This is a genomic window from Pseudomonas sp. RIT357 (assembly GCF_000632245.1).
Classification (GTDB): Bacteria; Pseudomonadota; Gammaproteobacteria; order Pseudomonadales; family Pseudomonadaceae; genus Aquipseudomonas; species Aquipseudomonas sivasensis.
Genome location: NZ_JFYX01000001.1, coordinates 428,759 through 453,591, shown reverse-complemented (window position 1 = coordinate 453,591; position 24,833 = coordinate 428,759). Strand labels below are relative to the sequence as shown.

The following is a 24,833-nucleotide window of genomic DNA, read 5'->3' as shown; positions in this document are numbered from 1 at the left end:
TGTCGAGGCTTTTTGCGGTTAAAACAGCGACAAATGCTTACACCTGCGTATTTGATAACCCCTATCATTGGTCATTATCAGGCCGCACGTCATAATGCCCGCCGCCAACGAAACTTTGCAGAGTCTAGGGAGCTAGCTTGTCTACGCCTGTCGAACCCTTGCGTTTGCTGCTACTGGCCGATACGCCTGAGTGGGCAGCGTTGTTGCGCGAGTGCCTGGCGCCGATGGGCGATGGGGCTGTGCTGATCAGCGCGCCAAACTGGGACTCGGTAAGTCGTCTGTTCGAAGATGACACCAGCGCCGTGCTGTTGACCACGCCCAGCCTGCAACCCGGCCCTGGCCGTTGCAGCTTGTCGTGCGTGGTGTTGTTGGAGCAGGAACCGTTGGTTTCTCCGCTTGGCGTGAGTGATTGGCTGATCCGTGATGCATTGGACGCCGACACACTGCGCCGCTGCCTGCGCCATGTTCGTGAGCGCGGCTTGCTGGAAAACACCCTGCAACGCCTGGCCGAACAAGATCCGCTTACCGGTATCGCCAACCGCCAGGGCTTCCAGACCCTGCTGGCGGCGCGGCTCGCCGAGAACGAGGGGCGTGGCCTGGCCCTCGGTCACCTGGACCTCGACAACTTCCGCCACGCCAACGATGCCCTCGGCCACCAGGCTGGTGACCGTTTGATCCTGCAAGTGGTCTCGCGGCTCAAGAGCCAGCTCGAAATCGGCGACCAATTGGCACGCCTGGGCAGCGACGAGTTCGCTTTGCTGATTGACACCCGCCGCGCACCCCAGCGTGCAGAGTGGATGGCCGAGCGCATCACCGAAGCCATGGCCGAACCGTATTGGGTGGATGGCGAAAGCCTGCTGATCGGTTGCAGCCTGGGCGTGGCCCATGCCCGCGCCCGCGCTGGGGCCGACCCATTGATGTGGCACGCCCATATCGCCATGCAGCAAGCCAAGAGCACTCAAGGCTGCACTTTCCATATCTTCAACGAGCGCATCAACCGCAACGCGCGCAGCCTGGCCGACCTGGAAAGTGAACTGCGCCGCGCCTTGCGCCGGGATGAGTTGGAGCTGCACTACCAGCCGCGCCTGGACCTGGATGACGGCCACATTGTCGGCCTCGAAGCCCTGGTGCGCTGGCGCCACGGCGAGCGCGGCCTATTGCCGCCCAGCGAATTCGTCCCCCTGGCCGAACAGAGCGGTCTGATCGTGCCGTTGGGCTACTGGGTGATCTCCCGCGCCCTACGCGATATGCAGGACCTACGCGAGCGCGGCCTGCCGCCGTTGCACATGGCGGTCAACCTGTCGTTCCGCCAGTTTCAGGACAGTCAGTTGCTCTCTACCCTCAGCCGGCTGATTGCAGAGCGCGGTGTGGAGGCGCAATGGCTGGAGTTCGAGCTGACCGAAACTGCCGTGATGCGCCGCAGCGATCTGGTCAAACAGACCATGGATGCCCTCGGGCGGCTGGGTGTGCGGTTTTCTTTGGATGACTTCGGCACCGGTTTCTCGTCGTTCGTGCACCTCAACAGCCTGCCGATTGCCTTGTTGAAAATCGATAAGAGCTTTGTCGGTGGCATGGAAGAGCGCGAAGAGAATCGCAAGCTGGTGCACGCGATGATCAACCTGGCGCACAACCTGAATCTGGAAGTGGTGGCTGAGGGCGTGGAGACTCCGGAGCAGTTGGCGCTGCTGAGGCTGTTTGGCTGCGATCAGGCTCAGGGTTACTTGATCAGCAAGCCGCTGCCGTTGCCGGAGTTGGTGGAATACCTGACATTCGGCAAGGGCCAGCAGACGCTCGCTGGCGAAGTGTTCTAATCCGGCTGAGTGGCCCGGAACCCTTGGCGGGTTTCGGGTACTGCACCTTCCAGACCAATCATGCGCTTCATCTTCGCTTCAAACGCCCAAGTCAGGCTGACTGCCGCACACGCCAGCCCCAGCGCCAATCCCCACCACACCCCGGTCGGCCCCCAGCCTAGGGTGAAAGCCATCAACCACGCCGAAGGCGCGCCGATTAACCAGTAGCAACCCAGGCCCACCAGGAAGGTGGTCTTGGCATCCTTGAGCCCACGGATGCAGCCCATGGCGATGGTCTGGACGCCATCAAACAGCTCGAACCAGGCCGCGACGGCCAGCAGGCTGACGGCAAGCACGATCACCTCGTGGAATGCCGGGTCGTCATGGTCGAGGAACAGGCCGATCAGCGGGTCGGAAAACAGCCACAACACCACGGCAAATCCCAACATCACCGCCGCGCCAAAACTGATGCCGACACGACCGGCCATGCGCGCTTGCAGCAACTGCCCGGCGCCATAGTGCTGGCCGATGCGCATGGTCACCGCATAGGACATGCCCGCTGGCACCATGAACGCCACCGAGACGATTTGCAGGGCAATCTGATGCGCCGCCAATTGCGTACTCCCCATGGTGCCCATGCACAGCGCGGCGAAGGCAAACAGCCCGACTTCTACTGCATAGGTGCCGCCAATCGGCAGGCCCAGACGCCACAACTCGCGCAAGTACTGGGTGTTGAGGCGCAGCAGGCCGGCGCTCAGCGGGTAAGCGGCGTAAGCGCGGTTGCTGCGGATGTACCACATCAGCGTCAGGGCCATGCCATTGGCGACGATGGCAGTGACCAGGCCAATGCCCATCAAGCCGAGCTTCGGCAGGCCGAACATACCTTCGATCAAGGCGTGGTTGAGCAGGTAGTTCAGCACCGTGCCGCCGAGGCTGATCACCATCACCGGAGTGGCCTTGCCAATGGCGCTGGTGAAGCCGCGCAAGGCCATGAAACTCAGGTAGCCGGGCAGGGCGAACGGCAGCATGGTCAGGAATTGCCCCGCCGACTGCACGTTGGTATCGGTCTGGCCGAACATCAGCAGCACCGGCTTCAAGTTCCATAACAGCAGCGCCGCCGCCAAGGCCATCAGCCAGGCGAGCCAGAGCCCGGCCTGGGTCAGGCGAGTGGCACCTTCGATGTCGCCAGCGCCGTGACGGATTGCCACCAAAGTGCCCACGGCAGCAATCACTCCGATGCAGAAGATCGACACGAACGAATAGCTCGCTGCGCCCAGGCCACCACCGGCCAGCGCTTCAGGGCTCAGGCGAGCCATCATCAAAGTGTCGGTCAGCACCATCAGCATGTGCGCCAACTGTGAGGCAATCAACGGCCCAGACAGCCGCAGAATGGCCCAGAGTTCGTTACGCGCTGGATGCTGCATGATCATCACACTCAGAAAGTCAGAGGGTTGGAGAGGGTTGGATTCTCGGCCCTCTCAGCTCATTGCACAAAGGGATAAAAGCGATCATCTACATGATTAAAACTCATGCCTGACTGATTCTGGTACGGTTTCGGCATCCTGCTGTCGGAGCTTTCCTCATGTCTCGTCGTCTTCCTCCTCTTTATGCCTTGCGTGCATTTGAAGCGGCCTCCCGGCATAACTCCTTTACCCGCGCCGCCGAGGAACTGTCGATTACCCAAAGTGCGGTGAGCCGACATATCCGCACGCTGGAAGAGCATTTCGCCTGTCGCCTCTTCCAGCGCAGCGGCCGTAACCTACAGCTCACGGAAGCGGCGCGCCTGCTGTTGCCCGGTGTGCGCGAGGGGTTCGCGGCGCTGGAGCGGGCCTGCCATACCCTGAACGCCGAAGATGACATCCTGCGCATGAAAGCGCCGTCGACCCTGACTATGCGGTGGTTGTTGGCGCGCCTCAGTCGCTTCCGCGCATTACAGCCAGGCAATGAAGTGCAATTGACCAGCGCCTGGATGAATGTGGATGAAGTGGATTTCAACCAGGAGCCTTTCGACTGTGCGGTGCTGTTGAGCTACGGGCACTTTCCGGCGGATTGGGAGGCCAGCTATTTGTTTCCTGAGCTGTTGATACCGGTGGGCGCGCCGAATCTGTTGGACGATGGCCCATGGGATGTAAATCGACTCGCCGGTGCCGAGTTGCTGCACCCCACGCCCGACCGCAGGGACTGGCGCAATTGGCTGGAGCGCATGGGGCTGTCGAATCAGGTTTCGCTCAAGGGTGGGCAGGTGTTCGATACCCTGGAGCTGGGCATGATCGCCGCCGCTCGCGGTTATGGCGTCTCCATGGGCGATCTGCTGATGGTGGCCGAGGATGTGGCGCAGGGACGTTTAAGCTTGCCGTTGCCGACGGCGGTAGCGAGCAGGGAAAATTACTATTTGGTGTGGCCGAAAACCCGTCCGGGCGGCGAGCGCTTGCGACGCTTGGCGGATTTCCTCCAGAGCGAAGTGCAGGCCATGGTTTTGCCCGATGTCGAACGGCTTGATTGAATAATTCTGGCTCTATCACGCAACCGTTTGCGTGATACCCCTGCGATTCGCTCAAGTATTGCAAAGCGCCGCCGAAGTAGGGGTGTTGGAACCATCGTGCACCAACGTTTCCCACCAGATAATTTGCCGAGCAGCGCTATGAGATCAGGATGATCCTGGCCTCGGCCAGGAGCTTTCATGTCTCAACCTCGCGCCCGGATCGCCTCGCAGTTAGGTCTTGCATTAGCCGTGATTTTGGCTGTCGTCATCAGCGGCAGTACTGTTTTCGCCTTGCGTTCCCTTGACTCCGCCAACCTCGATACCCGCGAGGAACACTTGGCCAGCGAGGCACGACTGCTGGCCGACCAACTCAATACCTTCCACAGCACGCTGCGCGAGAGCACCCAGCGTCTGACCGGATTGTTTGAAAAGCGCTTCAGCGCCGGGTTGCGTGTGCAGGCTGATCAAATGGTCGCGGTGGCTGGGGTCCAGACGCCGAGCCTGTTGCTGGGCAGCGAAGTGCTCAATAACAACTTCACTGAAGTCGATGAGTTCAAGCAGATGTCCGGCGGTGTGGCCACGGTGTTCGTGCGCAGCGGCGACGACTTTGTGCGCGTCAGCACTTCCCTGACCAAGCAGGACGGCAGCCGCGCCATCGGCACCGTGCTTGACCGCCAGGGTCCGGCTTACCAGCGCGTGCTCGGTGGTCAGGCGTATATCGGCCGCGCGGTGTTGTTCGATCGCTCCTACATGACCCAATACAGTCCCGTACGAGACAGCAGCGGCAAAGTGATCGCTGTGTTGTTCATCGGCTTTGACTACACCGACGCCCAGGCCGCGCAGTTTGAGAACCTCGAGCGCTTCCGCATCGGTCAGACCGGCTCCCTGGCGTTGCTCGACGAGCAGAAGCGTTGGCTGGTACCGCCCGCGGGTGTGCAGGCCTTGGACCAGTCGGTTGCGGTGATGCTGGACCTGGCCAAGACCCCAGGCAAAGGCCGCTTCTGGAGCGATAAGAACGAAGACTTCTACAGTGTTTCGGTACCGTTCGACGGCGGTCCTTGGGCCGTCGTCGCGAGCATGCCGAAAGCTGAAATCCGTGCAGTGACCTGGGCGGTCGGTATTCGCCTGGTGATCGGCAGCATACTGGCGATGTTGCTGGCGGTAGGCGCCACGGTCTGGTTGCTGCGCAGCAAACTGCAGCCGCTGAGTGATCTGGTGCGCCAGGCCGAAGCCTTGGGCGCGGGGGACTTGAGTGCGCGCCTCAACGTGTCCAGCCATGATGAAATCGGCCAACTGGCCCGTAGCTTCAACCAGATGGGTGAAGCGCTTTCGACCATGGTTTCCCATATCCGCAAGGCGGCCGAAGAGGTCAACAGCCGTGCACAGGCACTGTCCGGGTTATCCGGCGGGGCCTATGACGGCATGGAGCAGCAGTCTGGCGAAATCACCAGCATGGCTGGTGCGGTGGAAGAGTTCAGCGCCACTTCGCTGAATATCGCCGACAACATGGGCAACACCGAGCGTCTGGCTCAAGAGAATGCCCAGCAAACCCGCATCGGCCGCACCTCGATGCAGGAGGCGTCGTCGTCGCTGGAACATATCGCGACCGCGCTGAATAGCACGGCCACGGTGATCAATACCCTGGGCCAGCGCTCTCAGGAAATCGGCGGCATCGTCGGTGTGATCACCTCCATCGCCGAACAGACCAACCTGCTGGCGCTGAACGCCGCCATCGAGGCTGCTCGCGCAGGTGAACAGGGCCGTGGGTTTGCCGTGGTTGCTGACGAAGTGCGTAACCTGGCCTCGCGTACCCGCGAAGCCACCGATGAAATTTCCGGGATGATCCAGAGCATTCAGCGGGAAACCGGCAACGCCATCAGCACCATGGAGCACGGCAACACGTTGATGCAGGAAGGCCTGTCGCGCAACGCCGACGTGGCGTCGGCCCTGGCACGTATCGACGAGCAGAGCCGTTCGGCCGGTCAGCAGTTCGCGGCGATTACCACGGCGACTCAGGAGCAGAGCAGCACCGCGACATTGCTCAGCAGCAACTTGCAGAGCATCGCACTGGCCAACAGCGAGCAGCGGGAAGTGGTGTCGAACCTGGCGATTACGGCTAAGGAGCTCGAGACGTTGGCGGCGGGCTTGCGTCATGAGGTGGATCGCTTTCGCTGAGGCTCAATTGAGGGAGGCCGGGCGGTACTGCAAGGCCTCCTTCAAGTGGTCCCGCGTGATGGCATCCACCTGATCCAGGTCCGCCAACGTGCGTGACACTTTGAGCAGCCGATGAGCCGCACGCAGCGACAATGTCAGTCGCTCGCAGGCGCTTTCCAGCCAGCCTTCGTCGGCTTTCAAAAGTTGGCAGTGCTCACGCAGCCTCGGCAGATCAAGAAAGGCGTTGGCACAGCCTTGGCGCTGTTGCTGGCGCTCCCGAGCCTCGGCCACCTGGGCTGAGGCCGTTGCCGTCGTATCTCCAACCTGCTGGGTTGGATTCAGCGCAGTTGTTTCCCGCGCCACGGTGAGGTGCAAGTCAATCCGATCCAGTAACGGTCCAGACAGTTTATTGCGATACCGCTGGACCTGCTCCGGTGTACAGCGACAACGCCCAGTGGGTTCGCCCATATACCCGCAAGGGCAGGGGTTCATCGCTGCCACCAGTTGAAAACGCGCTGGGAAACTCACACGGTCGCGGGCGCGGGAAATCACGATATGCCCTGACTCCAATGGCTCACGCAAAACCTCCAGCACCTTGCGATCAAACTCCGGTAACTCATCCAGGAAAAGCACGCCATGATGAGCCATGGTGATTTCCCCAGGCTGCGGTTTCGATCCACCACCCACCAACGCGGGCCCTGACGCAGAGTGGTGCGGCTGGCGAAACGGCCGGTGCGGCCAATGGCTCAGCGGTGCGAGGCTGACCACCGACTGAATTGCCGCCACTTCCAGGGCCTCCTGCTCGCTCAGCGGAGGCAGCAAACCGGGCAAGCGGCTGGCAAGCAAGGTCTTGCCGGTGCCCGGTGGCCCGCTGAACAGAAGGTTATGTGCGCCCGCTGCTGCAATCAACAACGCCCGCTTGGCGGAGAGTTGGCCTTGCACTTCGCTCAAATCCGGGTAGGGCTTGTTCAGGTACAACAAACCATCGGATTTATAGGGCTCAATCGGCACTTGTCCGTTGAGGTGCGCCACGACCTGCAGCAAGTGATCCACGGCAATCACCTTCAGCCCCGAAGCCAGGCAAGCTTCCTCTGCATTCGCCCGCGGCACTATCACGGTGCGCCCAGCCTTGCGCGCCGCCAAAGCGGCTGGCAACACACCTTTGACCGCACGCACTTCGCCGGACAACGCCAACTCACCCAGGCATTCAATGTCATCGAGCATCAACGCTGGCACCTGCACACTGGCGGCGAGGATCCCCAGTGCAATCGCCAAATCAAAACGCCCGCCGTCCTTAGGCAGGTCGGCGGGCGCGAGGTTGAGCGTGATGCGGCGGGAGGGGTATTGCAGGGCGGAGTTGAGGATTGCGCTGCGTACTCGGTCCTTGCTTTCCTTGACGGCGGTTTCGGGAAGGCCCACCAGCGTGAGGGACGGGAGACCGTTGGCCATGTGCACTTCGACGGTGACGGCTGGGGCTTCTACGCCGATCTGGGCGCGGCTGTGGACGATGGCGAGGGACATGCTCGTTCCTTGAAAGAGAGGCCGCTTCCTGCGGGTTTTTCAAGGGTAGACGAGGGGTGGGGCTAGCGAGGGAGGGAGGTTTTACAGAACGTATCCAGAGAACGACGCAGAACAAATGTGGGAGGGAGGGGGCTTGCCCCCGATAGCAGTGGGTCAGTTGATAAATATGTCACTGACCCACCGCCATCGGGAGCAAGCCCCCTCCCACATTTTGGCCTCGTTGCGTCAGTTACTCGGCCGTTGGGATTAGCCGCGCTTCCAGTTCAGCCACCTTCGCCTCCAGGCTCTCCAGCCGCGCACGCGTGCGGGCCAGCACCACCATTTGGCTATCAAACTCTTCCCGGCTTACCAAGTCGAGCTTGCTGAAACCGCTTTGCAACAAGGCCTTGAACTGGCTTTCGATTTCATTGCGGGGCAGAGGGGTTTCGCCGCTGAACAGGCGAGAGGCGTGGCCGCTCAGGGCGTCGAGTAGGTCTTTGGGCGCGAGCATGGGAAATATTCCGGAAACTGTTGGCGGGCAGTGTATCACGCAGCGTCTATAGTCTTTTTCGCGGCCTGCAGCGCACGCTTTTCGCGCATCGGGCTGTGCGACAGCGCACTGTTTTCGTGCGCATTGCAGCTGCCAAATAGTCCTGTGGGTGAGGTTAAGTGGGCAAAGGACTGATTTCAGTGATTTTTACGGAGCTGGCAAGGTTTCTGCTTAGACGATCATGACCCATGCACTGATGCAGTCGCTGTGACGAATGCAGTGCGCCGACGGATCAGGGGTACAGGTTTCGTCACCAGTGGTTCGCTGGCGTCGCAAAGGCAACTGCCCTTGCGACGATGCGTTACAAAGCCAGGCACTGCGCTTAGACTTGAGACGGGTTTGTTTTCCTGGGGCAAGTCCACCAATTCGGGAGAGAGTTTTCATGAAGCTAGTCACTGCCATCATCAAGCCGTTCAAGTTGGACGATGTACGCGAGTCGCTGTCCGAGATCGGCGTGCAGGGCATTACCGTTACTGAGGTCAAGGGCTTCGGTCGGCAGAAGGGTCACACCGAGCTGTATCGCGGCGCGGAATACGTAGTCGATTTCCTGCCGAAGGTGAAGATTGATGTCGCCATTGACGACAAGGATCTTGACCGGGTTATCGAAGCGATAACCAAGGCCGCCAACACCGGCAAGATCGGTGACGGCAAGATCTTCGTGGTCAATCTGGAACAGGCTATTCGCATCCGTACCGGCGAAACCGATACCGACGCAATCTAAGCCGCCAAACCCCAACGCCCCAGGAGAAAACAATATGACTCTGCGTAAATTCGCAGGGCTCGGAGCCCTGTTGTCCATCGTAATGCCAAGCCTGGCCATGGCGGCAGACGAAGTGGCTGCTCCAGTCCTCAACTCTGGCGACACCGCCTGGATGCTGACCGCCACCGCACTGGTGCTGTTCATGACCATTCCCGGCCTGGCGCTGTTCTACGGCGGCATGGTCCGCTCCAAAAATATTCTGTCGGTGATGATGCAGTGCTTCGCCATCACTGGCCTGATCAGCATCCTGTGGGTCGTCTACGGCTACAGCATTGCGTTCGATACCACCGGTATGGAACAGGGTGTGGTCAACTTCAATTCCTTCTTCGGCGGCATGGGCAAGGCGTTCCTGGCGGGTGTGACCCCAGCCAGCATCACCGGGCCTGCGGCGTTGTTCCCGGAAGCGGTGTTCATCACCTTCCAGATGACCTTCGCCATCATCACCCCGGCGCTGATCGTCGGTGCCTTCGCTGAGCGTATGAAGTTCTCTGCGATGCTGATCTTCATGGGCATCTGGTTCACCCTGGTTTATGCGCCAATCGCGCACATGGTCTGGAGCGGCAACGGCGGCCTGATGTGGGACTGGGGCGTGCTGGACTTTGCCGGCGGCACCGTGGTGCACATCAACGCCGGTGTGGCTGGGCTGGTGGCGTGCATCGTGCTCGGCAAGCGTAAAGGCTTCCCTACCACTCCGATGGCACCGCACAACCTGGGTTACACCCTGGTGGGCGCGGCAATGCTGTGGATCGGTTGGTTCGGCTTCAACGCCGGCTCCGCTGCTGCGGCCAACGGCACTGCTGGCATGGCGATGCTGGTCACTCAGATCGCTACCGCTGCTGCGGCGTTGGGCTGGATGTTCGCCGAGTGGATCACTCACGGCAAGCCAAGTGCACTGGGCATCGCCTCGGGCGTAGTCGCTGGCCTGGTAGCTGTTACACCAGCCGCCGGTACCGTTGGCCCGATGGGCGCTCTGGTAATCGGCCTGGTGGCCGGTGTGGTCTGCTTCTTCTGCGCGACCAGCCTCAAGCGTAAGCTGGGCTACGACGACTCCCTGGACGCATTCGGCGTGCACGGTATCGGCGGCATCGTCGGTGCGATCCTCACAGGTGTATTCGCAGCCCCTGCTTTGGGCGGCTTCGGCACCGTCACTGACATCGCGGCTCAAGTCTGGATCCAGTGCAAGGGTGTTGGCTTCACCGTGATCTACACGGCGATCGTCACCTACGTCATCCTCAAGGTGCTCGATATGGTCATTGGCCTGCGTGTTACCGAAGAGGAAGAGGCTGTCGGCCTCGACCTGGCGCAACACAACGAACGCGGCTACAACTTGTAAGTGCGCGTAAAAAAAATGCCCGGCTTGCCGGGCATTTTTTTGCCTGGTGTTTGTCAGTCGTAAGACGCTGTGCCGGTTTTTGCGCAAAGTTTGTGATCGGCCGCACACGGCACTTTTCAGTGTGCGAATGTCTTACAGGCACGTAGGCGTATTCGGCACTTTGTTTTTTCCCAGAGCGCGCTAGAATGCGCGCCGATGGGCGGAGAACTCTATGTGGCAACAGACCCTGATTACCCTGCGGGCCAAGCCCCGGGGCTTTCACTTGGTGACCGATGAGTTGCTTGCCGGCTTGCCTGAATTGAAGGCGTGTCGTGTGGGCCTGTTACACCTGTGGTTGCAGCACACCTCGGCTTCTCTGACCGTCAACGAGAATGCCGATCCGGCGGTTCGCCGTGACTTCGAACGGTTTTTCAACTTGCTGGTGCCGCAAGGCCGTGCCGGGTTCGAACACAATGACGAAGGTCCGGATGATCTGCCGGCGCACTTCAAGGCCAGTCTCCTGGGCTGTCAGCTGAGTTTGCCGGTCAAGGCCGGCCGCTTGGCGATGGGTACCTGGCAAGGTGTTTATCTGGGCGAGCACCGTGATCATGGCGGTGCTCGTAAAGTCCTCGCCACCTTGCACGGTGACGGGGCGTAAGCCACTGGTTATCCAGTGGATGTTGATTTTTCCCTGGCGGCCTCGACAGAGGGCGAAGCTGGGCTATAACTAATCTGCTTTTCGCAAGTCATGAGGTAGAACATGAGCGACGATGATCTGGAAAACGACGAACTCGAAGTAGGTGACGAAGACGACACCGAAGAAGGTCTTGAAGCAGCAGCGGAAGACGTTGCGGACGACGATGGTGGCGATGATGCGCCTGCCCCTGCGGCCAAAGGCAAAGCCAAGGCAGCTGTTTCGGTAGATGAATTGCCGAGCGTTGAGGCCAAGAACAAAGAGCGCGATGCTCTGGCCCGTGCGATGGAAGAATTCCTCGCTAAAGGCGGCAGAGTGCAGGAAGTCGAGGCTAACGTGGTGGCAGACCCACCCAAGAAGCCGGATAACAAGTACGGCAGCCGACCTATCTGAGGTCAGTCACCTGCTTGTAAGAAAAAGCCCGCCGTCGCTGCGGGCTTTTTCATGCTTGCTGATTTATTTGAGCTTCGTGGTGATCCCCATATTGGGATCTCTAGTACTACTGCCACTTGCGGAGTAATTCCGGCAGCTCCGTAAGGCTACGAATCTCCGCGTCGGGGCGTTTATCCCCCTCCCACACCTTGGCGCTGGGGTTAAACCACACGGCCCGCAGCCCCGCCTGCTGCGCCCCAGCAATGTCGTCCCCGGGATGGTCGCCAACATGCACCGCTGCGCTGGCATCCACTCCGCCGCGTTGCAGTGCTTCCTGGAACAGCCGCGCATCCGGCTTGGCAATACCAATATCTTCAGCGCGCAGCGCAAAGTGAAAGTAGTCAGCCAGGCCCACACGCTGCACATCGGCATTGCCATTGGTGATCACACCCAGCAGAAAGTGCTGGCGCAGCGCTTGCAACATCGGCTCGGCTTCAGGGAAGGGAGTGAGCTGATGACGGGCGTGAATGAACGCCTCGAAGCACACGTCTGCCATTTCCGTGGCTTGCGGCTGTGGATATCCGGCCTCCTCGAAGGCGTGCATCAGCACCCGGTGGCGCAACACGCTGATGCGGTGTTTGAGCTCCGGATGACGCTGCAGCACCTGTTGGCGCAGGCTGGCGAAATGCTCCAGTGGCAGGTCGCCGACGTTGGGGGCATGCACGACCAGCCATTCGCGCATCGACGCTTCGGCGCTGATGATGACGGGTACGTTGTCCCAGAGCGTGTCGTCTAGGTCGAAGGTGATCAGCTTGATACTCATGAGTCGCCGCCCTTGATGCGTTTGGCCCGTGGATGGGCGCTGTCGTACACCGTTGCCAGGTGCTGGAAGTCCAGATGGGTGTAGATCTGCGTGGTCTTGATATCGGAGTGGCCCAGCAACTCCTGCACGGCGCGCAGATCCTGGGACGATTCCAGCATATGGCTGGCAAAGGAGTGCCGCAGCATATGCGGGTGCAGGTTTTGGCCCAGTTCGCGCTCCCCGGCGGCTTTGACCCGCACCTGAATAGCCCGCGGCCCCAGTCGCCGGCCTTGCTGGCTGATAAACACGGCGTCGTCCGCCGGGTTGGCCAACGCCCGCAGCGGAAGCCAGAGTTGCAGGGCTTCGCGGGCCTTCCTGCCCACCGGCAGCACGCGTGTTTTGCTGCCTTTGCCGAGTACTTGCACCAGGCCGTCTGCCAGGTCCAATTGGTCTAGGTTCAGGCCGGTGAGTTCCGACAGGCGCAGGCCCGAGGAATAGAACAGCTCCAGGATCGCCTGGTCGCGGTGGGCGAGGAAGTCATCCTCTACGGCGCCATCGAGCAATTGCAGGGCGCGGTCGGTGTCCAGGGTCTTGGGCAGGCGCCGTTCGCCCTTGGGCGGAGACAGGCCGTTGGCCGGGTCGTGGTCGCACAGGCCTTCGCGGTTGAGGTAGTGATAGAGCCCGCGCACAGCCGACAGCAGGCGAGCCAGGCTGCGCGAGGATTGGCCCGTCTGGTGCAAGCGCGCGATCAGGCTGCGCAGGCTTTGGATATCCAAGGCCTTCCAACTGGTGACCTGCTGTTTTTCGCAGTAGGCCAGGACCTTGTTCAAGTCCCGCCGATAGGCTTCCAGTGTGTGGGGCGACACCTGGCGCTCGTTGCGCAGGTGAGCGCAGTAAGCGTCCAGTTGCCGTTCCATGGCTAGCGCACCGCGCGCAGGGCGGTGGTGAAGCGCGGCAGGACGCGGCCCAACACTTCGGCGATATAGGTCAGGAACAGCGTGCCCACCGAGCTTTTGTAGTGCGCAGGATCACGGCTGGCGATAGCCAGCACGCCATGCAAGCCTTGATGGCTGAGGGCGACCACAGCTGTGGAGCCGATCTCCTTGAGCTGTTCGGGACCAAACAGGAAGTCCAGCTCATGCTCGCGCAAGGTGCCGCTGATGGTCTTGCCTTCGGACAACAGGCCGCCAATCGCGGTCTGTGCGTCGCTGCCGCTGACCCAGCGGCCTACAGGCATCGGGTTGTCGCTGAATAGGATCAGGCTGACAAATGGCACTTGGAAGTCCTGGCGCAGGCTGTCTTCCACGGCGATCACGGTTTCTTCCAGGCTGGTGGCGTCCATCAGCGCAAGGATCAGGCGACGTGTTTTGTCGAACAAGCGGTCGTTGTCGCGGGCGACGTCCATCAAGTGCGAGAGCTTATGACGCATCTCGATATTGCGCTCGCGCAGGATCTTCATCTGTCGTTCCACCAGCGACACGGTGTCGCCGCGCTGGTGGGGGATGCGCAGCGCTGGCAGCAGTTCTTCGTGCTCGACGAAGAAATCCGGATTCGCCTCAAGGTACGCCGCGACAGCAGCGGCCTCCAGACTTTCGCTCGGGGTTGCGGGTGCGGGTACTTGAGGCTTATCGGTCATTAGCTTGGCTCACTCATAGACGGACCTGTCCTTCGTATACACGCGAGGCCGGCCCGGTCATCAGCACCGGGTGGCCAGGGCCTGCCCATTCGATGGACAGGCGTCCACCGGGCAGGTCGATCAGCAGCGGCGAATCCATCCACCCCTGGCTGATCGCGGCCACGGCAGCGGCGCAAGCACCGGTGCCGCAGGCCTGGGTTTCGCCGGCGCCGCGTTCCCACACACGCAATTGCGCGCGGGAACGGTCGATCACCTGCAGGAAACCCACGTTGACCCGTGCCGGAAAGCGCGGGTGGTGTTCGATCTTCGGCCCCAGTTCATGTACGGGGGCATTGTTGATGTCGTTGACCCGCAACACAGCATGGGGGTTGCCCATGGAGACGGCCGCCAAGTCGACGATCTTGCCGTCGACATCGACTGCGTAGCTGGTGGCCTGCTCGCTGGCCTGGAACGGAATATCCGCTGGCACCAAGCGCGGCGCGCCCATGTTGACGCTGATTTGGCCGTCGCTGCGAATATCCAGCTCGATCACGCCGCTCTTGGTCTCGACGCGGATCTGGCGCTTGGCGGTCAAGCGCTTATCCAGCACGAAACGCGCGAAACAGCGCGCACCGTTGCCGCACTGTTCCACTTCGGAACCGTCGGAGTTGAAGATCCGATAACGGAAATCCACCTCCGGGTTGCTTGGCGCCTCGACGATCAGCAATTGGTCGAAGCCAATCCCTGTATGCCGGTCGCCCCACTGTTTAGCGTGCTTGGGCAGGATGTGCGCGTGCTGGCTGACCAGGTCGAGGACCATGAAATCATTGCCGAGCCCGTGCATCTTGGTAAAACGCAGCAGCATGGCTTACTCCGGCAGCAGGCTTTCGCCAGCATACAACTCGGCTACCGTCTCGCGGCGACGCACTTCAAACGCTTGATCACCGTCCACCAGTACCTCGGCGGTACGGCCGCGGGTGTTGTAGTTGGAACTCATGACAAACCCGTAGGCACCAGCCGAATGCACGGCCAGCAGATCGCCTTCCTCCAGCGCAAGCTGACGATCCTTGGCGAGGAAGTCGCCGGTTTCGCAGATCGGGCCGACGATGTCATAGGCGCGAGCTTCGCTGTCGCGAGGCGTCACAGCGGTTACATTCATCCAGGCCTGGTACAGCGCCGGGCGGATCAGGTCGTTCATCGCCGCGTCGACGATGGCGAAATCCTTGTGCTCGGTGTGCTTGAGGTACTCGACCTGGGTCAGCAGCACGCCGGCGTTGGCGACGATGTAGCGGCCCGGCTCGAACATCAGCGTCAGGTCGCGACCTTCGATGCGCTCGCGCACGGCCTGGATATAGTCGGCAATCAGCGGCGGCTCTTCATCGCGATACCGCACGCCCACGCCGCCACCGAGGTCGATGTGGTGCAGGTAGATGCCGCATTCGCCCAGGCGATCAATCAGCGCCAGCAGGCGGTCTAGGGCATCTAGGAACGGCGGCAGAGTGGTCAGTTGCGAACCGATGTGGCAGTCGACGCCCAGCACTTCCAGGTTCGGCAACTGCGCGGCGCGGATATACACGTCCTCGGCGTCAGCAATGGCGATGCCGAACTTGTTCTCTTTGAGACCGGTGGAAATGTACGGGTGGGTGCCAGCATCGACGTCCGGGTTGACGCGCAGGGAGATCGGCGCGCGTACGCCCATTTCGGCGGCTACGACCTGCAGGCGCTCCAGCTCGTCGGTGGATTCGATGTTGAAGCAATGCACACCGACTTCCAGGGCACGGCGCATGTCTTCGCGGCTCTTGCCGACGCCGGAGAACACGATCTTGTCAGCCTGGCCACCAGCTGCCAGTACCCGCTCCAGCTCGCCACGGGAGACGATGTCAAAACCAGCGCCCATACGCGCCAGGACATTCAGTACACCCAGATTGGAGTTTGCCTTGACCGCGTAGCACACCAAGTGCGGTACGCCGTCCAGTGCGTCGGTGAAGGAGCGGTATTGAGCTTCGATGTGAGCGCGTGAGTACACGTACGTCGGGGTACCAAAGCGCTGGGCAATCGCGGACAGCGCCACGCCTTCCGCGAACAGCTCGCCGTCCCGGTAGTTAAAAGCGTCCATGGAGCTCCCTTATTCGTAGGTGTCGTGCTTATGCGCTTTGGATGGCTTTTGCGACGATTGCGCCTGTTCATTCGGGTCTTTGCTGTCATCGGGCAGGTACAGCGGGCCTTTTTGACCACAGGCACTAACGAGGCAAGCGACCGCGACGAGCGCAGCAAGGGAAGAGATCAGGCGCTTCATGGCGAAATCCTTGAATATGCATTAATTGCGCCCGAGTATACCGACCACCCGCCAGCTTGCCTATGCGCCGAAATACCCGTCCGGCGGGGGTTTGCCGACATGAAGGTGAAGCGGGCTACGCTGGCAGAGGATATTTCATACCGTCATCGGTAATGAAATCGGTATCCTTTGCAATCGGCGAGGCTCGCCCGTATCGTGCGGCGCTTGAGCAAAACCAGACACTTTTGAGGTTGCCACAATGAGTTTGACCGAAGCCCGTTTTCACGACCTGGTGGATGCGACCCAGCAGGCGCTGGAAGATATTTTTGACGACAGCGGCCTGGATGTGGACCTGGAAAACTCGGCCGGCGTGCTGACCGTCAAGTTCGAGAGTGGCCAGCAACTGATCTTCAGTCGCCAGGAACCCCTGCGTCAGCTGTGGCTGGCGGCGCGCTCCGGTGGCGTTCACTTCGACTACGACGAAGAAAGCGGCAAATGGCAGTGCGATAAGAGTGAAGAGTTGTTGGGCGAGATGCTCACGCGCCTGGTCCACGAATATACCGGCGCCGAGCTGGATTTCGACGAGATTTGACCGTGACTGAGCCTGCGCCCGTACGTCCGCCAAAGCCGCTGTTCAGTAATGTCAGCCCGGCGGTGCCGTCACCTTGTATCAGTTTGTGTCGTCTGGACGAGCAAAAAGTCTGCCTCGGCTGCTTTCGTCACGTTGAAGACATCCGCGAATGGCGCTCCGCCGACGATGCCCGGCGCAGGGTGATCTGCGCCGAGGCCGAGCAGCGCAGGGCGCACGCCTGAGGCTGTCTTGTTTATTTGTGACGCTGTGGTAGTGTCCGGGTACGCCTCAACTCATCGAGGCCCGCGAGAACCCCGCCTTTTTTTGGCGGGGTTTTGCTTTTTTGTGCAGAAAAAAGGAGTCTGCCTGAATCATGACCACCGCACCGTCCATCATCCTCACCCGTCTTGACGTGCAGCGTCTGGAGCAACTGATCGACCGCTTGGGCGACGAAACTCCCGGCGTCGAAGCGTTGCAAGCCGAACTCGATCGCGCCGAAGAAGTGGTTGGCCACGATGAAGTGCCTGCGGGTGTCGTGACCATGAACTCCAGCGTACATTGCCGTGAGCAAGGCAGCGGCAAGGACTACCACCTGACGCTGGTCTATCCGAAAGATGCCAATGCAGACGCCGGCAAGATCTCGATCCTGGCACCCGTGGGCAGCGCGTTGTTAGGCCTGAAAGTGGGCCAGCATATCGACTGGCCGGCACCTGGCGGCAAGACCCTCAAGCTTGAATTGCTCAGTGTTGAAGGCCAGCCAAAAGACGGCGGCGCCTTCACTCTCTAAATCTGGCTCAGCGCCTCGTTGAGCGACAGCTCCAGCTCGGCCTTGTAACGCAGGTAAAGGTTGCTCGGGCTCTGCACATCACCGAGCAGGCCCGATAGATCCAGGTCGGTGATGTAGCAACGGTAGCGCTCGGTTTCCCGGCGCTGTCCAACGATCTCCTGGGCGACCACGGCAAATAGCTGGTCGCCGAATTCCAATTCGGAAAACTCCCGCTGATTGCAGTACAGGGTAATGCCCACCTTGCCGTGTGCTGCTTTGCCGATAATCGCCTGCACGTCGTAAAACGGTTTGTTCGTTGGATTGTGCGGCGCCGGCCGAGGTTCGATCCCGCGGGCGCGTCCGCTTCCTGTCGGCAATAGTTGGTAATACAAGGTCTGCACCGCGCCCAGGGGTTGTTGCGTGTCCAGCGGCGACAACGCATCCCGCCGATAGATGATGGATTGCAGAAAGCGCTGCAAAGGCGCCAGCAGGCTCTGCTCATCATGAAACGGCAGGCGCTGCTGCCAGAGCGCGTTGAACTCATCCAGCACATACAGCTCGGCGAAATCCTCATTGACCCGGTAGAACACTTGCACGCAATCAGCCATGCCCATGGGCAGCAGCAGCGCCAGGTCGTGGTCTTCCAGGGCCATCGTGTCCAGATGCAGCGGGCTGTAGCTGGCCAGCTCCTCGCTGAGGTAGGCGATCAGCGCGTCCTGGGTTGCCAGTGACACATGGGTGGCTTGGCCCGGCATCAACTCCATTACGTGGTAGTGCTGCTGAACTTGCAGCAAGTAGCGGTGGTTGGACTGACCCAGCAGCAGGTTCTGCGCGGTGTCGAAGATTTCCTCCACGCGCTGGGCAATGAACTGCGCACGGTTATGACAGAAGCAGCGTACCCGCAGACGCGGCAGGCGGTCCGATGGCAGTTGGTTGAGGTAGTCGCGCAGGCAATCGAGCAAAGCGTGCGGGCCGTCGTAACGGCTGACCATCACCTCGTTCCAGCTGTTGAGCGTGACTTGGTCCAGGGTCAGCACCAGGTTATCGCGAACACCGGCATAACTCAGGGAGTCGGTGCGCTCGGTGGTCATCAGGATGTTCAGGTCGCGGTGATGCTTGAGCGGGTCGACGCCGACGTTGATCAGCAGCAACACTTCCTCGGGCACCGCCGATCGCAGCAGGCTTATTTCATCGACGCTGGTCAGGGGCAGGGCGACCGTTTGTTGCAGGCTGCCCAGCAGGTTGAACAACTCGAATTCGGTCATGTCGCTGGTGCCGGGGTGCAGCGCCAGGCGCGTGCTGCTGTCGATTACACCGTTGCGATGGCACCACGTCAGCATTTCCAGCAGGTCGCGGCTGCGCTTGATCGGCGCAAAGTGTTCCCACTCCAGGGCCGTGAGGTTGCCGTTGTACAACCCCCAGTGATGCTGGCCGGGTTCCTTGCGGTTGGGCGACTGCACCAGGGTCAAGGTGTCTTCAGCCAGGTCCGGTGCGATGCCGGGGTTGATGAATTCGACCTTGCCGGCCTTGCGCTCAAAAGCGGCATACAGGCGCCGGCCCAGCACGTTAAGGTCGCGCTTGTTGATCAGGCTGACGGTTTGTTCGGTCCGGGCAAACTGGGTCAGGAAGCGATAGCTGTAGTTCAGCTCGCTGACCAGGGCGCGGCGTTCCGAGGCCACCTGACGCACTTTCCACTGGCTGCGGCTGTCCAGCAGGGCGAGTTGACGCTGGTCCCAGCTCCATTCGCGGGCCAGGCGCTCCAGCAACAGTCGCTGCCAACTGCTGGTGCGTTGGCCGGCGGTGAGCTTGCGATTGACCTTCAGGTACAGCGCGCGGCGTACCAATTCCAGGCGTTCGGGCTCGTTGCGTGCCTTGAGGTATTCCTCGATGCGGCGGTACACCACGATGTATGGGTCCAGCTCATCCAGGTCCATCTGGTTCGCGAACACCGCGCGCTTGAAGCGCAGGCTCAGGCAATGCACGTTGGGGTGTTCGCTGGCGTAGACCTCAGTCAGCAGCAGTTTGAGCACCGATTTGTAAGGTGACTCGATGCCTTTGAACAACTGCCATAGACCGGCTCCGATGAATTCGCCGGGTGGAATATGTGCCAGGTGGCCGAGGTCAAGGGTTTCATCGGCGCGGATAAACCGCTTGGAGAGCAGTGTGTGGGTGAATTCGGCGTAACGGGTCTCTTCGTATACCGGCACCAGCCACCAAATCGGCGTGCGCCCGGCCAACCAGATGGCTGTGCGGTAGAACTCGTCCAGCAGCAGGTAATGCTGGGTGGTACCGCAGTCGTCGGAGCTCAGTTGGGTGTCGCGCTCGCCGAGTACGAAGCGCGTTGGCTCGATCAGGAAGAAGTGTGCCTCGGCACCCATGGTGAGGGCCCAGGCTTCTAGCAGTTGGCATTTCTTGCGCAGTTCGGCCAGCTCGTTTTCGCCCAGGTCGGGGGCGTGGCACACCCATACGTCCATATCGCTCTGATCCGCTTGGGCGAGGGTGCCAAGGCTGCCCATCAGAAATAGGCCATGGATAGGCTTGGGCTGATTGACCGGGCGCGGCTTGTAAGAGAACGAGCGGGTCAGGCGTTGGGCTTCGGCCAAGGCCTGAGCGTCGGGCTCGAAATTCGAAAGCCCGGCTGGCGTGCTGCCCGAAACATAACCGGGCAACAGCGGATGATTAACGTGAAAAAACAGTGGCAGGAGGGTCAGCACGCTTTGCTGGCGCGGCGTCAGCCCCTCGACGGCACGCGCCATGCGCCCCTCATTGAGGGCCATGAAGCGCGCGCGCAATTGGGCCAGCACCTTGCGGTCGATGCCTTCGTCCAAGTCAGGGCGGATTTCATGGGTGCGGGTCATGTCGAACTCGGTGGCTCGCAGGGCCCGACGTGGGCGGCCGTGTAGGAGTTTACAGCCAGTGGCGTAGGAGGTTTAGCGGAAATGGTCTTTGACGCCAGAATTTTAACTGGCCCACGGCAACGCCCTTGGAATCCGCAGTGAGCGGACTCCATGGGCGGTATCGGGTATCAGGCTGCTTCTTTGGTGCTGGCAGTGGTCAGAATAGTCAGCAGGGTTTGGGCCTGCTCTGCGGCGTCCCGACCGAGGCTGGTCAGATAGCCCCCGTCTGGCTGGTCGATAAGTCCTTTGGCATGGAGGCGCTTGGCAGCGGCGATGGCAGTAGGAGCGGCGGTCTGATGGACCTTCAGACCTTCCTTGGTGCTGTCCAAGGGGAAGAGTACAAGGATTTCCAGTTCGGCAACCAATTCAGGGGTATACGACATAAGGACTCCAGACTTTCTAAAATTTATTAGAGGCTAGCAGGCCATAAGGTGAACGCACTTTGCCGAACTGTCCAGCGTGTTGCTGCGTGCCGGGATTATTCCTTTTCAGGCGGCAACTCAGGCAACGCCCGCAGCGCGGTTTCATACCATTCGGTATTGAAGGCGCGGTCCTCGTCCAGCATCGCGTCGATCTCGAACGCCAGCACGTGGGCCATAAGATTCAGGATGTCTTCGCGTTCATAACCCACCAGGGTCAGTTTGTTGAAGGTCGCTTTGGCGGCGGGGGGATTGTCGCTTTCGATCTGGTTCTCGATCGCTTCGATCAGGGTGTTTTCGGTGAATTCTTCTTCGTCACTGTCGATATCGGTCGGCTCGCTCATGGCAGGCTCCTCAAGGAAAGGGCGCCAGTCTACCTCCATTCAGGCAGGTGATGCTGCTGGTCAGGCTGGGCGCCAAGATCTATAACTCTTGCAGCCAACCCCGCACACGGCCTGGAGGCTTTGCGATGCTCAAGCTCTACGGATTTTCGGTCAGCAACTACTACAACATGGTGAAACTGGCGCTGTTGGAGAAAGGGCTCCTGTTTGAAGAGGTACCTTTCTATGCCGGTCAAACCCCGGAAGCCCTGGCAATCAGTCCGCGCGGCAAGGTACCGGCGCTTGGCGTAAAGCAGGGGTTTATCAACGAAACCAGCGTGATACTCGAATACATCGAGCAAACCCAGGAAGGCCCTTCGCTGTTGCCGGCAGACCCATTCCAGCGTGCCCAAGTGCTGGCGCTGTGCCGGGAAATCGAGCTGTACATCGAATTGCCCGCCCGCGCGTGTTTTGCCGAGGCGTTTTTCGGTATGCCGGTGCCGGAGGCGATCAAGGAAAAATCCAAGGCTGAGTTGCTGCTGGGGATCGGTTCTTTAGGTCGGCACGGCAAGTTCGCGCCTTACGTGGCGGGGGAGAGTTTTACGATTGCGGATCTGTATTTCATGTACAGCGTGAACCTCGCCTATGGCGTGGGCGAGAAGCTGTTTGGATTGGATTTGCTGGCTGAGTTGCCAAAGGCGAAAGCGTTGTTGGAGCGATTGCATGCCATGCCCAACGCCCAAAAGGTGGCAGCGGACCGGGAGGCGGCGATGCCTGCGTTTATGGCGATGATTGCGGCCAAAAAGTGATCAAGTGTGGGAGGGGGCAAGCCCCTCCCACATTTTTTAGCGGCTGGCGAGCAACGCCTGGCCGCGTACGACCGCTGCCTTCACCTGCGCGGGCGCAGTGCCGCCGATGTGATTACGCGCATTCACCGAACCTTCCAGGGTCAGTACGGCGAACACATCCTGCTCGATCTGGTCGCTGAACTGGCGCAGTTCTTCCAGACTCATTTCTGCCAGGTCTTTGCCGGTTTCCACGCCGTATTTCACTGCGTGGCCGACGATTTCGTGGCAGTCACGGAACGGCAGGCCACGGCGTACCAGGTAGTCCGCCAGGTCCGTTGCCGTGGAGAAACCGCGCAAGGCCGCTTCACGCATGATCGCGTGTTTTGGCTTGATCGCCGGGATCATGTCGGCAAAGGCACGCAGCGAGTCGCGCAGGGTGTCGGCGGCGTCGAACAGCGGTTCCTTGTCTTCCTGATTGTCCTTGTTGTAGGCCAACGGCTGGCCTTTCATCAGGGTCAGCAGGCCCATCAGTGCGCCGAATACGCGGCCGCTCTTGCCGCGGACCAGCTCTGGCACGTCGGGGTTTTTCTTTTGCGGCATGATCGAGCTGCCGGTGCAGAAGCGATCCGGCAGGTCGATGAACTGGAATTGCGCGCTGGTCCACAGCACCAACTCTTCGGAGAAGCGTGACAGGTGCATCATCGCAATGCTGGCGGCGGCGCAGAATTCGATGGCGAAGTCACGGTCCGAGACGCCGTCCAGGGAGTTGCCGCCCACAGCGTCGAAGCCCAGCAGTTGTGCGGTGTACTCGCGGTCGATCGGGTAAGTGGTGCCAGCCAGCGCGGCGCTACCCAATGGCATACGGTTGGCGCGCTTGCGGCAATCGACCAGGCGCTCGTAGTCGCGGCTGAGCATTTCGAACCAGGCCAGCAGGTGGTGACCGAACGTCACAGGCTGGGCGGTTTGCAGGTGAGTGAAGCCGGGCATGATGGTGTCCGATTCGCGTTCGGCCTGCTCCAGCAGGCCTTTTTGCAGGCGAGTTATTTCGGACAGGATCAGGTCGATTTCATCGCGCAGCCACAGGCGGATATCGGTGGCCACTTGGTCGTTACGGCTACGACCGGTGTGCAGTTTCTTGCCGGTCACACCGATACGGTCGGTGAGGCGGGCCTCGATATTCATGTGCACGTCTTCCAGGTCGACGCGCCAGTCGAACGTACCGGCTTCGATCTCACCGCGGATGGTGGTCAGGCCGTCAATGATGCTGTCGCGCTCGGCGTCGGTCAGCACGCCGACTTTGGCCAGCATCGTCGCGTGGGCGATGGAGCCCATGATGTCGTGGCGGTACAGGCGCTGGTCGAAGGTGACGGAGGCGGTGAAGCGGGCGACGAAGGCGTCGACGGGTTCACTGAAGCGGCCGCCCCAGGACTGGTTGGTCTTGTCGGTGCTCATGGATTCGCTCGTGGTCTGCTTAATAAAGAGGCGTGGAAGTCTGCCGGCGATAATAACAGGGTTGCCCGTGGAGGCGGTGCTGCGGGTCGTCGGCATTTTTATTTGTGCAAAGGATGGCTAAGTGCCTTGCCGCCGAACGCGTCCGGGAAGAGACTGGAGGTAGATGTTTATCGAAACGATATTTGACGATTGCGCAATATCGTTCCGGTGAGCGTCTACAGTTGGACTGATAGTGTGTGAATGCACCAAAGTCGGGTATTGCGGTCAGAGCCTGACTATCCATTTAAAAGGGGGGTATTCGGATTGTGTATCAGCAAACCCTACGACGATGCCCGATGGCAGCAGGTCTTGGGCGCTATTGAACAGGTCCGGGTAAATATGGGTGCCGCTGTCAGGGCACTTTTTGCCGCTCGCGCTAGTCTTAGCGTGGATCGCTGTGACGCAAGTCACCGCACCTGTCTACGCTATCCTTGTGCGAGACTCACGCAGGAATCCAGCGCTATATGAATGTCCTGATCGTTGATGACGAACCCCAAGCCCGCGAGCGACTGACCCGCTTGGTCAGTGAACTTGAGGGTTATACAGTCCTTGAGCCGAGTGCCACCAACGGGGAGGAGGCGTTGACGCTGATCGACAGCCTCAAGCCCGACCTGGTGTTGCTCGATATCCGCATGCCGGGCCTTGATGGCCTGCAAGTCGCCGCCCGGCTGAGCGAGCGAGAATCGCCACCCGCCCTGGTGTTATGCGCCGCGCAAGAAGAGTTTGCTGAGCAGACGCTGGAAGCCAGTGGCGTCAGCTTTGTGATTAAACCAGTGACTGCCGAAGCCTTGCTCAAGGCCATGAAGAAAGCCGAGCGCCCCAACCGCGCCCAACTGGCAGCCTTGACCCAGCCTGCCGCCCAAAGTGGTAACGGGCCGCGCAGCCACATCAGCGCACGTACGCGCAAAGGGATTGAGCTGATCCCACTGAGCCAGGTTGTTTATTTTATTGCCGATCACAAGTACGTGACCCTGCGACATGAGGCTGGCGAAGTGTTGCTCGATGAGCCGCTCAAGGCCCTTGAGGATGAGTTCGGCGAACGCTTCGTGCGTATCCACCGCAATGCGTTGGTGGCCCGCGAGCGGATCGAACGTCTTCAACGCACACCTCTGGGACACTTCCAGTTGTTCCTTAAAGGGCTTAACGGCGATGCTTTGATCGTCAGTCGACGCCATGTCGCGGGCGTGCGCAAAATGATGCAGCAGCTTTAGTTCGAGGGCTGTAGCGAGGCCTGAATTCCTTATCCCGGTGCGACGTGGCCAGGGAGGCCCCGCA

General features: G+C 60.6%; 25 protein-coding genes and 1 pseudogene. 13 read left to right on the top strand and 13 right to left on the bottom strand.

Going from position 1 to position 24,833, the window contains the following annotated elements:
• Positions 1–137: 137 nt before the first annotated feature.
• A complete protein-coding gene (locus tag BW43_RS25065) occupies positions 138–1,811 on the top strand; it encodes a bifunctional diguanylate cyclase/phosphodiesterase (protein ID WP_032884377.1) in 1,674 nt (557 codons plus the stop codon).
• Here BW43_RS25065 and BW43_RS25070 read toward each other — a convergent pair.
• Complete coding sequence (locus BW43_RS25070; RefSeq protein ID WP_032884376.1) at positions 1,808–3,220, bottom strand: NorM family multidrug efflux MATE transporter; 1,413 nt, start codon at positions 3,218–3,220, stop codon at positions 1,808–1,810. The genes BW43_RS25065 and BW43_RS25070 overlap by 4 nt on opposite strands.
• Positions 3,221–3,372: 152 nt before the next feature.
• Between BW43_RS25070 and BW43_RS25075 the strand changes: the two genes are divergently transcribed.
• Together BW43_RS25075 and BW43_RS25080 are read left to right on the top strand one after the other, a co-directional pair.
• On the top strand, positions 3,373–4,293 hold the full coding sequence (locus BW43_RS25075; RefSeq protein ID WP_032884375.1) for a LysR substrate-binding domain-containing protein: 921 nt from the start codon (positions 3,373–3,375) through the stop codon (positions 4,291–4,293).
• Positions 4,294–4,470: 177 nt separating this feature from the next.
• A complete protein-coding gene (locus tag BW43_RS25080) occupies positions 4,471–6,447 on the top strand; it encodes a methyl-accepting chemotaxis protein (RefSeq protein WP_032884373.1) in 1,977 nt (658 codons plus the stop codon).
• A gap of 3 nt (positions 6,448–6,450) precedes the next feature.
• Here BW43_RS25080 and BW43_RS25085 read toward each other — a convergent pair whose 3' ends face one another.
• Both BW43_RS25085 and BW43_RS25090 read right to left on the bottom strand, forming a co-directional pair.
• Entirely contained in the window at positions 6,451–7,947 is a 1,497-nt protein-coding gene (locus BW43_RS25085) for a YifB family Mg chelatase-like AAA ATPase (RefSeq protein ID WP_032884371.1), read from the bottom strand.
• A 229-nt stretch (positions 7,948–8,176) separates the two neighbouring features.
• Positions 8,177–8,437: an accessory factor UbiK family protein gene (locus BW43_RS25090; protein WP_032884370.1), complete on the bottom strand. Its 261-nt coding sequence runs from the start codon at positions 8,435–8,437 to the stop codon at positions 8,177–8,179.
• A gap of 421 nt (positions 8,438–8,858) precedes the next feature.
• Between BW43_RS25090 and glnK the strand changes: the two genes are divergently transcribed.
• The 4 genes from glnK to sutA all read left to right on the top strand — a co-directional run bounded on the left by glnK (position 8,859) and on the right by sutA (position 11,635).
• On the top strand, positions 8,859–9,197 hold the full coding sequence (gene glnK / locus BW43_RS25095) for a P-II family nitrogen regulator (protein WP_002555808.1): 339 nt from the start codon (positions 8,859–8,861) through the stop codon (positions 9,195–9,197).
• A gap of 34 nt (positions 9,198–9,231) precedes the next feature.
• Positions 9,232–10,569: an ammonium transporter gene (locus tag BW43_RS25100; RefSeq protein WP_032884369.1), complete on the top strand. Its 1,338-nt coding sequence runs from the start codon at positions 9,232–9,234 to the stop codon at positions 10,567–10,569.
• Positions 10,570–10,780: 211 nt separating this feature from the next.
• Positions 10,781–11,206: a secondary thiamine-phosphate synthase enzyme YjbQ gene (locus BW43_RS25105; RefSeq protein ID WP_032884368.1), complete on the top strand. Its 426-nt coding sequence runs from the start codon at positions 10,781–10,783 to the stop codon at positions 11,204–11,206.
• A gap of 102 nt (positions 11,207–11,308) precedes the next feature.
• Positions 11,309–11,635: a transcriptional regulator SutA gene (gene sutA, locus BW43_RS25110; RefSeq protein ID WP_032884367.1), complete on the top strand. Its 327-nt coding sequence runs from the start codon at positions 11,309–11,311 to the stop codon at positions 11,633–11,635.
• A gap of 106 nt (positions 11,636–11,741) precedes the next feature.
• Here the strand turns inward: sutA and BW43_RS25115 are convergent, their stop codons facing one another.
• The 6 genes from BW43_RS25115 to BW43_RS28075 are packed head-to-tail and all read right to left on the bottom strand — an operon-like array spanning position 11,742 to position 16,327.
• A complete protein-coding gene (locus tag BW43_RS25115; protein WP_032884366.1) occupies positions 11,742–12,437 on the bottom strand; it encodes an HAD family hydrolase in 696 nt (231 codons plus the stop codon).
• Positions 12,434–13,333, bottom strand: coding sequence for a tyrosine recombinase XerC (xerC, locus tag BW43_RS25120; RefSeq protein ID WP_032884365.1), 900 nt, complete (start codon positions 13,331–13,333; stop codon positions 12,434–12,436). The genes BW43_RS25115 and xerC overlap by 4 nt, the downstream gene beginning before the upstream one ends.
• 2 nt (positions 13,334–13,335) lie before the next feature.
• On the bottom strand, positions 13,336–14,052 hold the full coding sequence (locus BW43_RS25125) for a DUF484 family protein (protein WP_032884363.1): 717 nt from the start codon (positions 14,050–14,052) through the stop codon (positions 13,336–13,338).
• A gap of 13 nt (positions 14,053–14,065) precedes the next feature.
• On the bottom strand, positions 14,066–14,896 hold the full coding sequence (gene dapF / locus BW43_RS25130) for a diaminopimelate epimerase (RefSeq protein WP_032884362.1): 831 nt from the start codon (positions 14,894–14,896) through the stop codon (positions 14,066–14,068).
• A gap of 3 nt (positions 14,897–14,899) precedes the next feature.
• Entirely contained in the window at positions 14,900–16,147 is a 1,248-nt protein-coding gene (gene lysA, locus BW43_RS25135) for a diaminopimelate decarboxylase (protein ID WP_032884361.1), read from the bottom strand.
• Between the two features lie 9 nt (positions 16,148–16,156).
• On the bottom strand, positions 16,157–16,327 hold the full coding sequence (locus BW43_RS28075) for a lipoprotein (protein WP_010207449.1): 171 nt from the start codon (positions 16,325–16,327) through the stop codon (positions 16,157–16,159).
• Between the two features lie 238 nt (positions 16,328–16,565).
• Between BW43_RS28075 and cyaY the strand changes: the two genes are divergently transcribed.
• The 3 genes from cyaY to rnk all read left to right on the top strand — a co-directional run bounded on the left by cyaY (position 16,566) and on the right by rnk (position 17,664).
• A complete protein-coding gene (gene cyaY / locus BW43_RS25145; RefSeq protein WP_032884360.1) occupies positions 16,566–16,898 on the top strand; it encodes an iron donor protein CyaY in 333 nt (110 codons plus the stop codon).
• Positions 16,899–16,900: 2 nt separating this feature from the next.
• Positions 16,901–17,119 (top strand): DUF1289 domain-containing protein, encoded by a 219-nt coding sequence (locus BW43_RS28065; protein ID WP_081797581.1) that lies wholly within the window; start codon positions 16,901–16,903, stop codon positions 17,117–17,119.
• 131 nt (positions 17,120–17,250) lie between these two features.
• Positions 17,251–17,664 (top strand): nucleoside diphosphate kinase regulator, encoded by a 414-nt coding sequence (gene rnk, locus BW43_RS25150; protein WP_032884359.1) that lies wholly within the window; start codon positions 17,251–17,253, stop codon positions 17,662–17,664.
• On the opposite strand, the gene BW43_RS25155 is transcribed toward rnk, so the two are convergent.
• The 3 genes from BW43_RS25155 to BW43_RS25165 form a co-directional block, all read right to left on the bottom strand.
• A complete protein-coding gene (locus BW43_RS25155) occupies positions 17,661–20,501 on the bottom strand; it encodes a class I adenylate cyclase (RefSeq protein WP_032884358.1) in 2,841 nt (946 codons plus the stop codon). The genes rnk and BW43_RS25155 overlap by 4 nt on opposite strands.
• Positions 20,502–20,668: 167 nt before the next feature.
• Positions 20,669–20,923: a TIGR02647 family protein gene (locus tag BW43_RS25160; protein WP_003195403.1), complete on the bottom strand. Its 255-nt coding sequence runs from the start codon at positions 20,921–20,923 to the stop codon at positions 20,669–20,671.
• A 95-nt stretch (positions 20,924–21,018) separates the two neighbouring features.
• Entirely contained in the window at positions 21,019–21,303 is a 285-nt protein-coding gene (locus BW43_RS25165; protein ID WP_032884356.1) for a hypothetical protein, read from the bottom strand.
• Positions 21,304–21,428: 125 nt separating this feature from the next.
• On the opposite strand from BW43_RS25165, the gene BW43_RS25170 reads away from it, so the two are divergent.
• Entirely contained in the window at positions 21,429–22,088 is a 660-nt protein-coding gene (locus BW43_RS25170) for a glutathione S-transferase family protein (protein ID WP_032884524.1), read from the top strand.
• 36 nt (positions 22,089–22,124) lie between these two features.
• Here BW43_RS25170 and argH read toward each other — a convergent pair whose 3' ends face one another.
• Complete coding sequence (gene argH / locus BW43_RS25175; protein ID WP_032884354.1) at positions 22,125–23,519, bottom strand: argininosuccinate lyase; 1,395 nt, start codon at positions 23,517–23,519, stop codon at positions 22,125–22,127.
• A 390-nt stretch (positions 23,520–23,909) separates the two neighbouring features.
• Here argH and BW43_RS29475 point away from each other — a divergent pair.
• Both BW43_RS29475 and BW43_RS25180 read left to right on the top strand, forming a co-directional pair.
• Positions 23,910–24,026, top strand: a pseudogene (locus tag BW43_RS29475) (sensor histidine kinase); the annotation flags it as partial.
• Positions 24,023–24,769 (top strand): LytTR family DNA-binding domain-containing protein, encoded by a 747-nt coding sequence (locus tag BW43_RS25180; RefSeq protein ID WP_032884353.1) that lies wholly within the window; start codon positions 24,023–24,025, stop codon positions 24,767–24,769. The pseudogene BW43_RS29475 and the gene BW43_RS25180, both read left to right, overlap by 4 nt.
• Positions 24,770–24,833 lie beyond the last annotated feature (64 nt).

What these genes read in the sequence shown, in the direction of transcription:
- BW43_RS25160 (WP_003195403.1), bottom strand. Translation starts at nt 20,923, where the DNA reads ATGTCGTATACCCCTGAATTGGTTGCCGAACTGGAAATCCTTGTACTC.
- BW43_RS25075 (WP_032884375.1), top strand. Translation starts at nt 3,373, where the DNA reads ATGTCTCGTCGTCTTCCTCCTCTTTATGCCTTGCGTGCATTTGAAGCG.
- BW43_RS25100 (WP_032884369.1), top strand. Translation starts at nt 9,232, where the DNA reads ATGACTCTGCGTAAATTCGCAGGGCTCGGAGCCCTGTTGTCCATCGTA.
- glnK (WP_002555808.1), top strand. Translation starts at nt 8,859, where the DNA reads ATGAAGCTAGTCACTGCCATCATCAAGCCGTTCAAGTTGGACGATGTA.
- argH (WP_032884354.1), bottom strand. Translation starts at nt 23,519, where the DNA reads ATGAGCACCGACAAGACCAACCAGTCCTGGGGCGGCCGCTTCAGTGAA.
- BW43_RS25115 (WP_032884366.1), bottom strand. Translation starts at nt 12,437, where the DNA reads ATGAGTATCAAGCTGATCACCTTCGACCTAGACGACACGCTCTGGGAC.
- BW43_RS25070 (WP_032884376.1), bottom strand. Translation starts at nt 3,220, where the DNA reads ATGATCATGCAGCATCCAGCGCGTAACGAACTCTGGGCCATTCTGCGG.
- sutA (WP_032884367.1), top strand. Translation starts at nt 11,309, where the DNA reads ATGAGCGACGATGATCTGGAAAACGACGAACTCGAAGTAGGTGACGAA.
- BW43_RS25180 (WP_032884353.1), top strand. Translation starts at nt 24,023, where the DNA reads ATGAATGTCCTGATCGTTGATGACGAACCCCAAGCCCGCGAGCGACTG.
- BW43_RS25080 (WP_032884373.1), top strand. Translation starts at nt 4,471, where the DNA reads ATGTCTCAACCTCGCGCCCGGATCGCCTCGCAGTTAGGTCTTGCATTA.
- BW43_RS25105 (WP_032884368.1), top strand. Translation starts at nt 10,781, where the DNA reads ATGTGGCAACAGACCCTGATTACCCTGCGGGCCAAGCCCCGGGGCTTT.
- BW43_RS25090 (WP_032884370.1), bottom strand. Translation starts at nt 8,437, where the DNA reads ATGCTCGCGCCCAAAGACCTACTCGACGCCCTGAGCGGCCACGCCTCT.
- xerC (WP_032884365.1), bottom strand. Translation starts at nt 13,333, where the DNA reads ATGGAACGGCAACTGGACGCTTACTGCGCTCACCTGCGCAACGAGCGC.
- BW43_RS25170 (WP_032884524.1), top strand. Translation starts at nt 21,429, where the DNA reads ATGCTCAAGCTCTACGGATTTTCGGTCAGCAACTACTACAACATGGTG.
- lysA (WP_032884361.1), bottom strand. Translation starts at nt 16,147, where the DNA reads ATGGACGCTTTTAACTACCGGGACGGCGAGCTGTTCGCGGAAGGCGTG.
- BW43_RS25155 (WP_032884358.1), bottom strand. Translation starts at nt 20,501, where the DNA reads ATGACCCGCACCCATGAAATCCGCCCTGACTTGGACGAAGGCATCGAC.
- rnk (WP_032884359.1), top strand. Translation starts at nt 17,251, where the DNA reads ATGACCACCGCACCGTCCATCATCCTCACCCGTCTTGACGTGCAGCGT.
- BW43_RS25165 (WP_032884356.1), bottom strand. Translation starts at nt 21,303, where the DNA reads ATGAGCGAGCCGACCGATATCGACAGTGACGAAGAAGAATTCACCGAA.
- BW43_RS25085 (WP_032884371.1), bottom strand. Translation starts at nt 7,947, where the DNA reads ATGTCCCTCGCCATCGTCCACAGCCGCGCCCAGATCGGCGTAGAAGCC.
- BW43_RS28075 (WP_010207449.1), bottom strand. Translation starts at nt 16,327, where the DNA reads ATGAAGCGCCTGATCTCTTCCCTTGCTGCGCTCGTCGCGGTCGCTTGC.
- dapF (WP_032884362.1), bottom strand. Translation starts at nt 14,896, where the DNA reads ATGCTGCTGCGTTTTACCAAGATGCACGGGCTCGGCAATGATTTCATG.
- BW43_RS25125 (WP_032884363.1), bottom strand. Translation starts at nt 14,052, where the DNA reads ATGACCGATAAGCCTCAAGTACCCGCACCCGCAACCCCGAGCGAAAGT.
- cyaY (WP_032884360.1), top strand. Translation starts at nt 16,566, where the DNA reads ATGAGTTTGACCGAAGCCCGTTTTCACGACCTGGTGGATGCGACCCAG.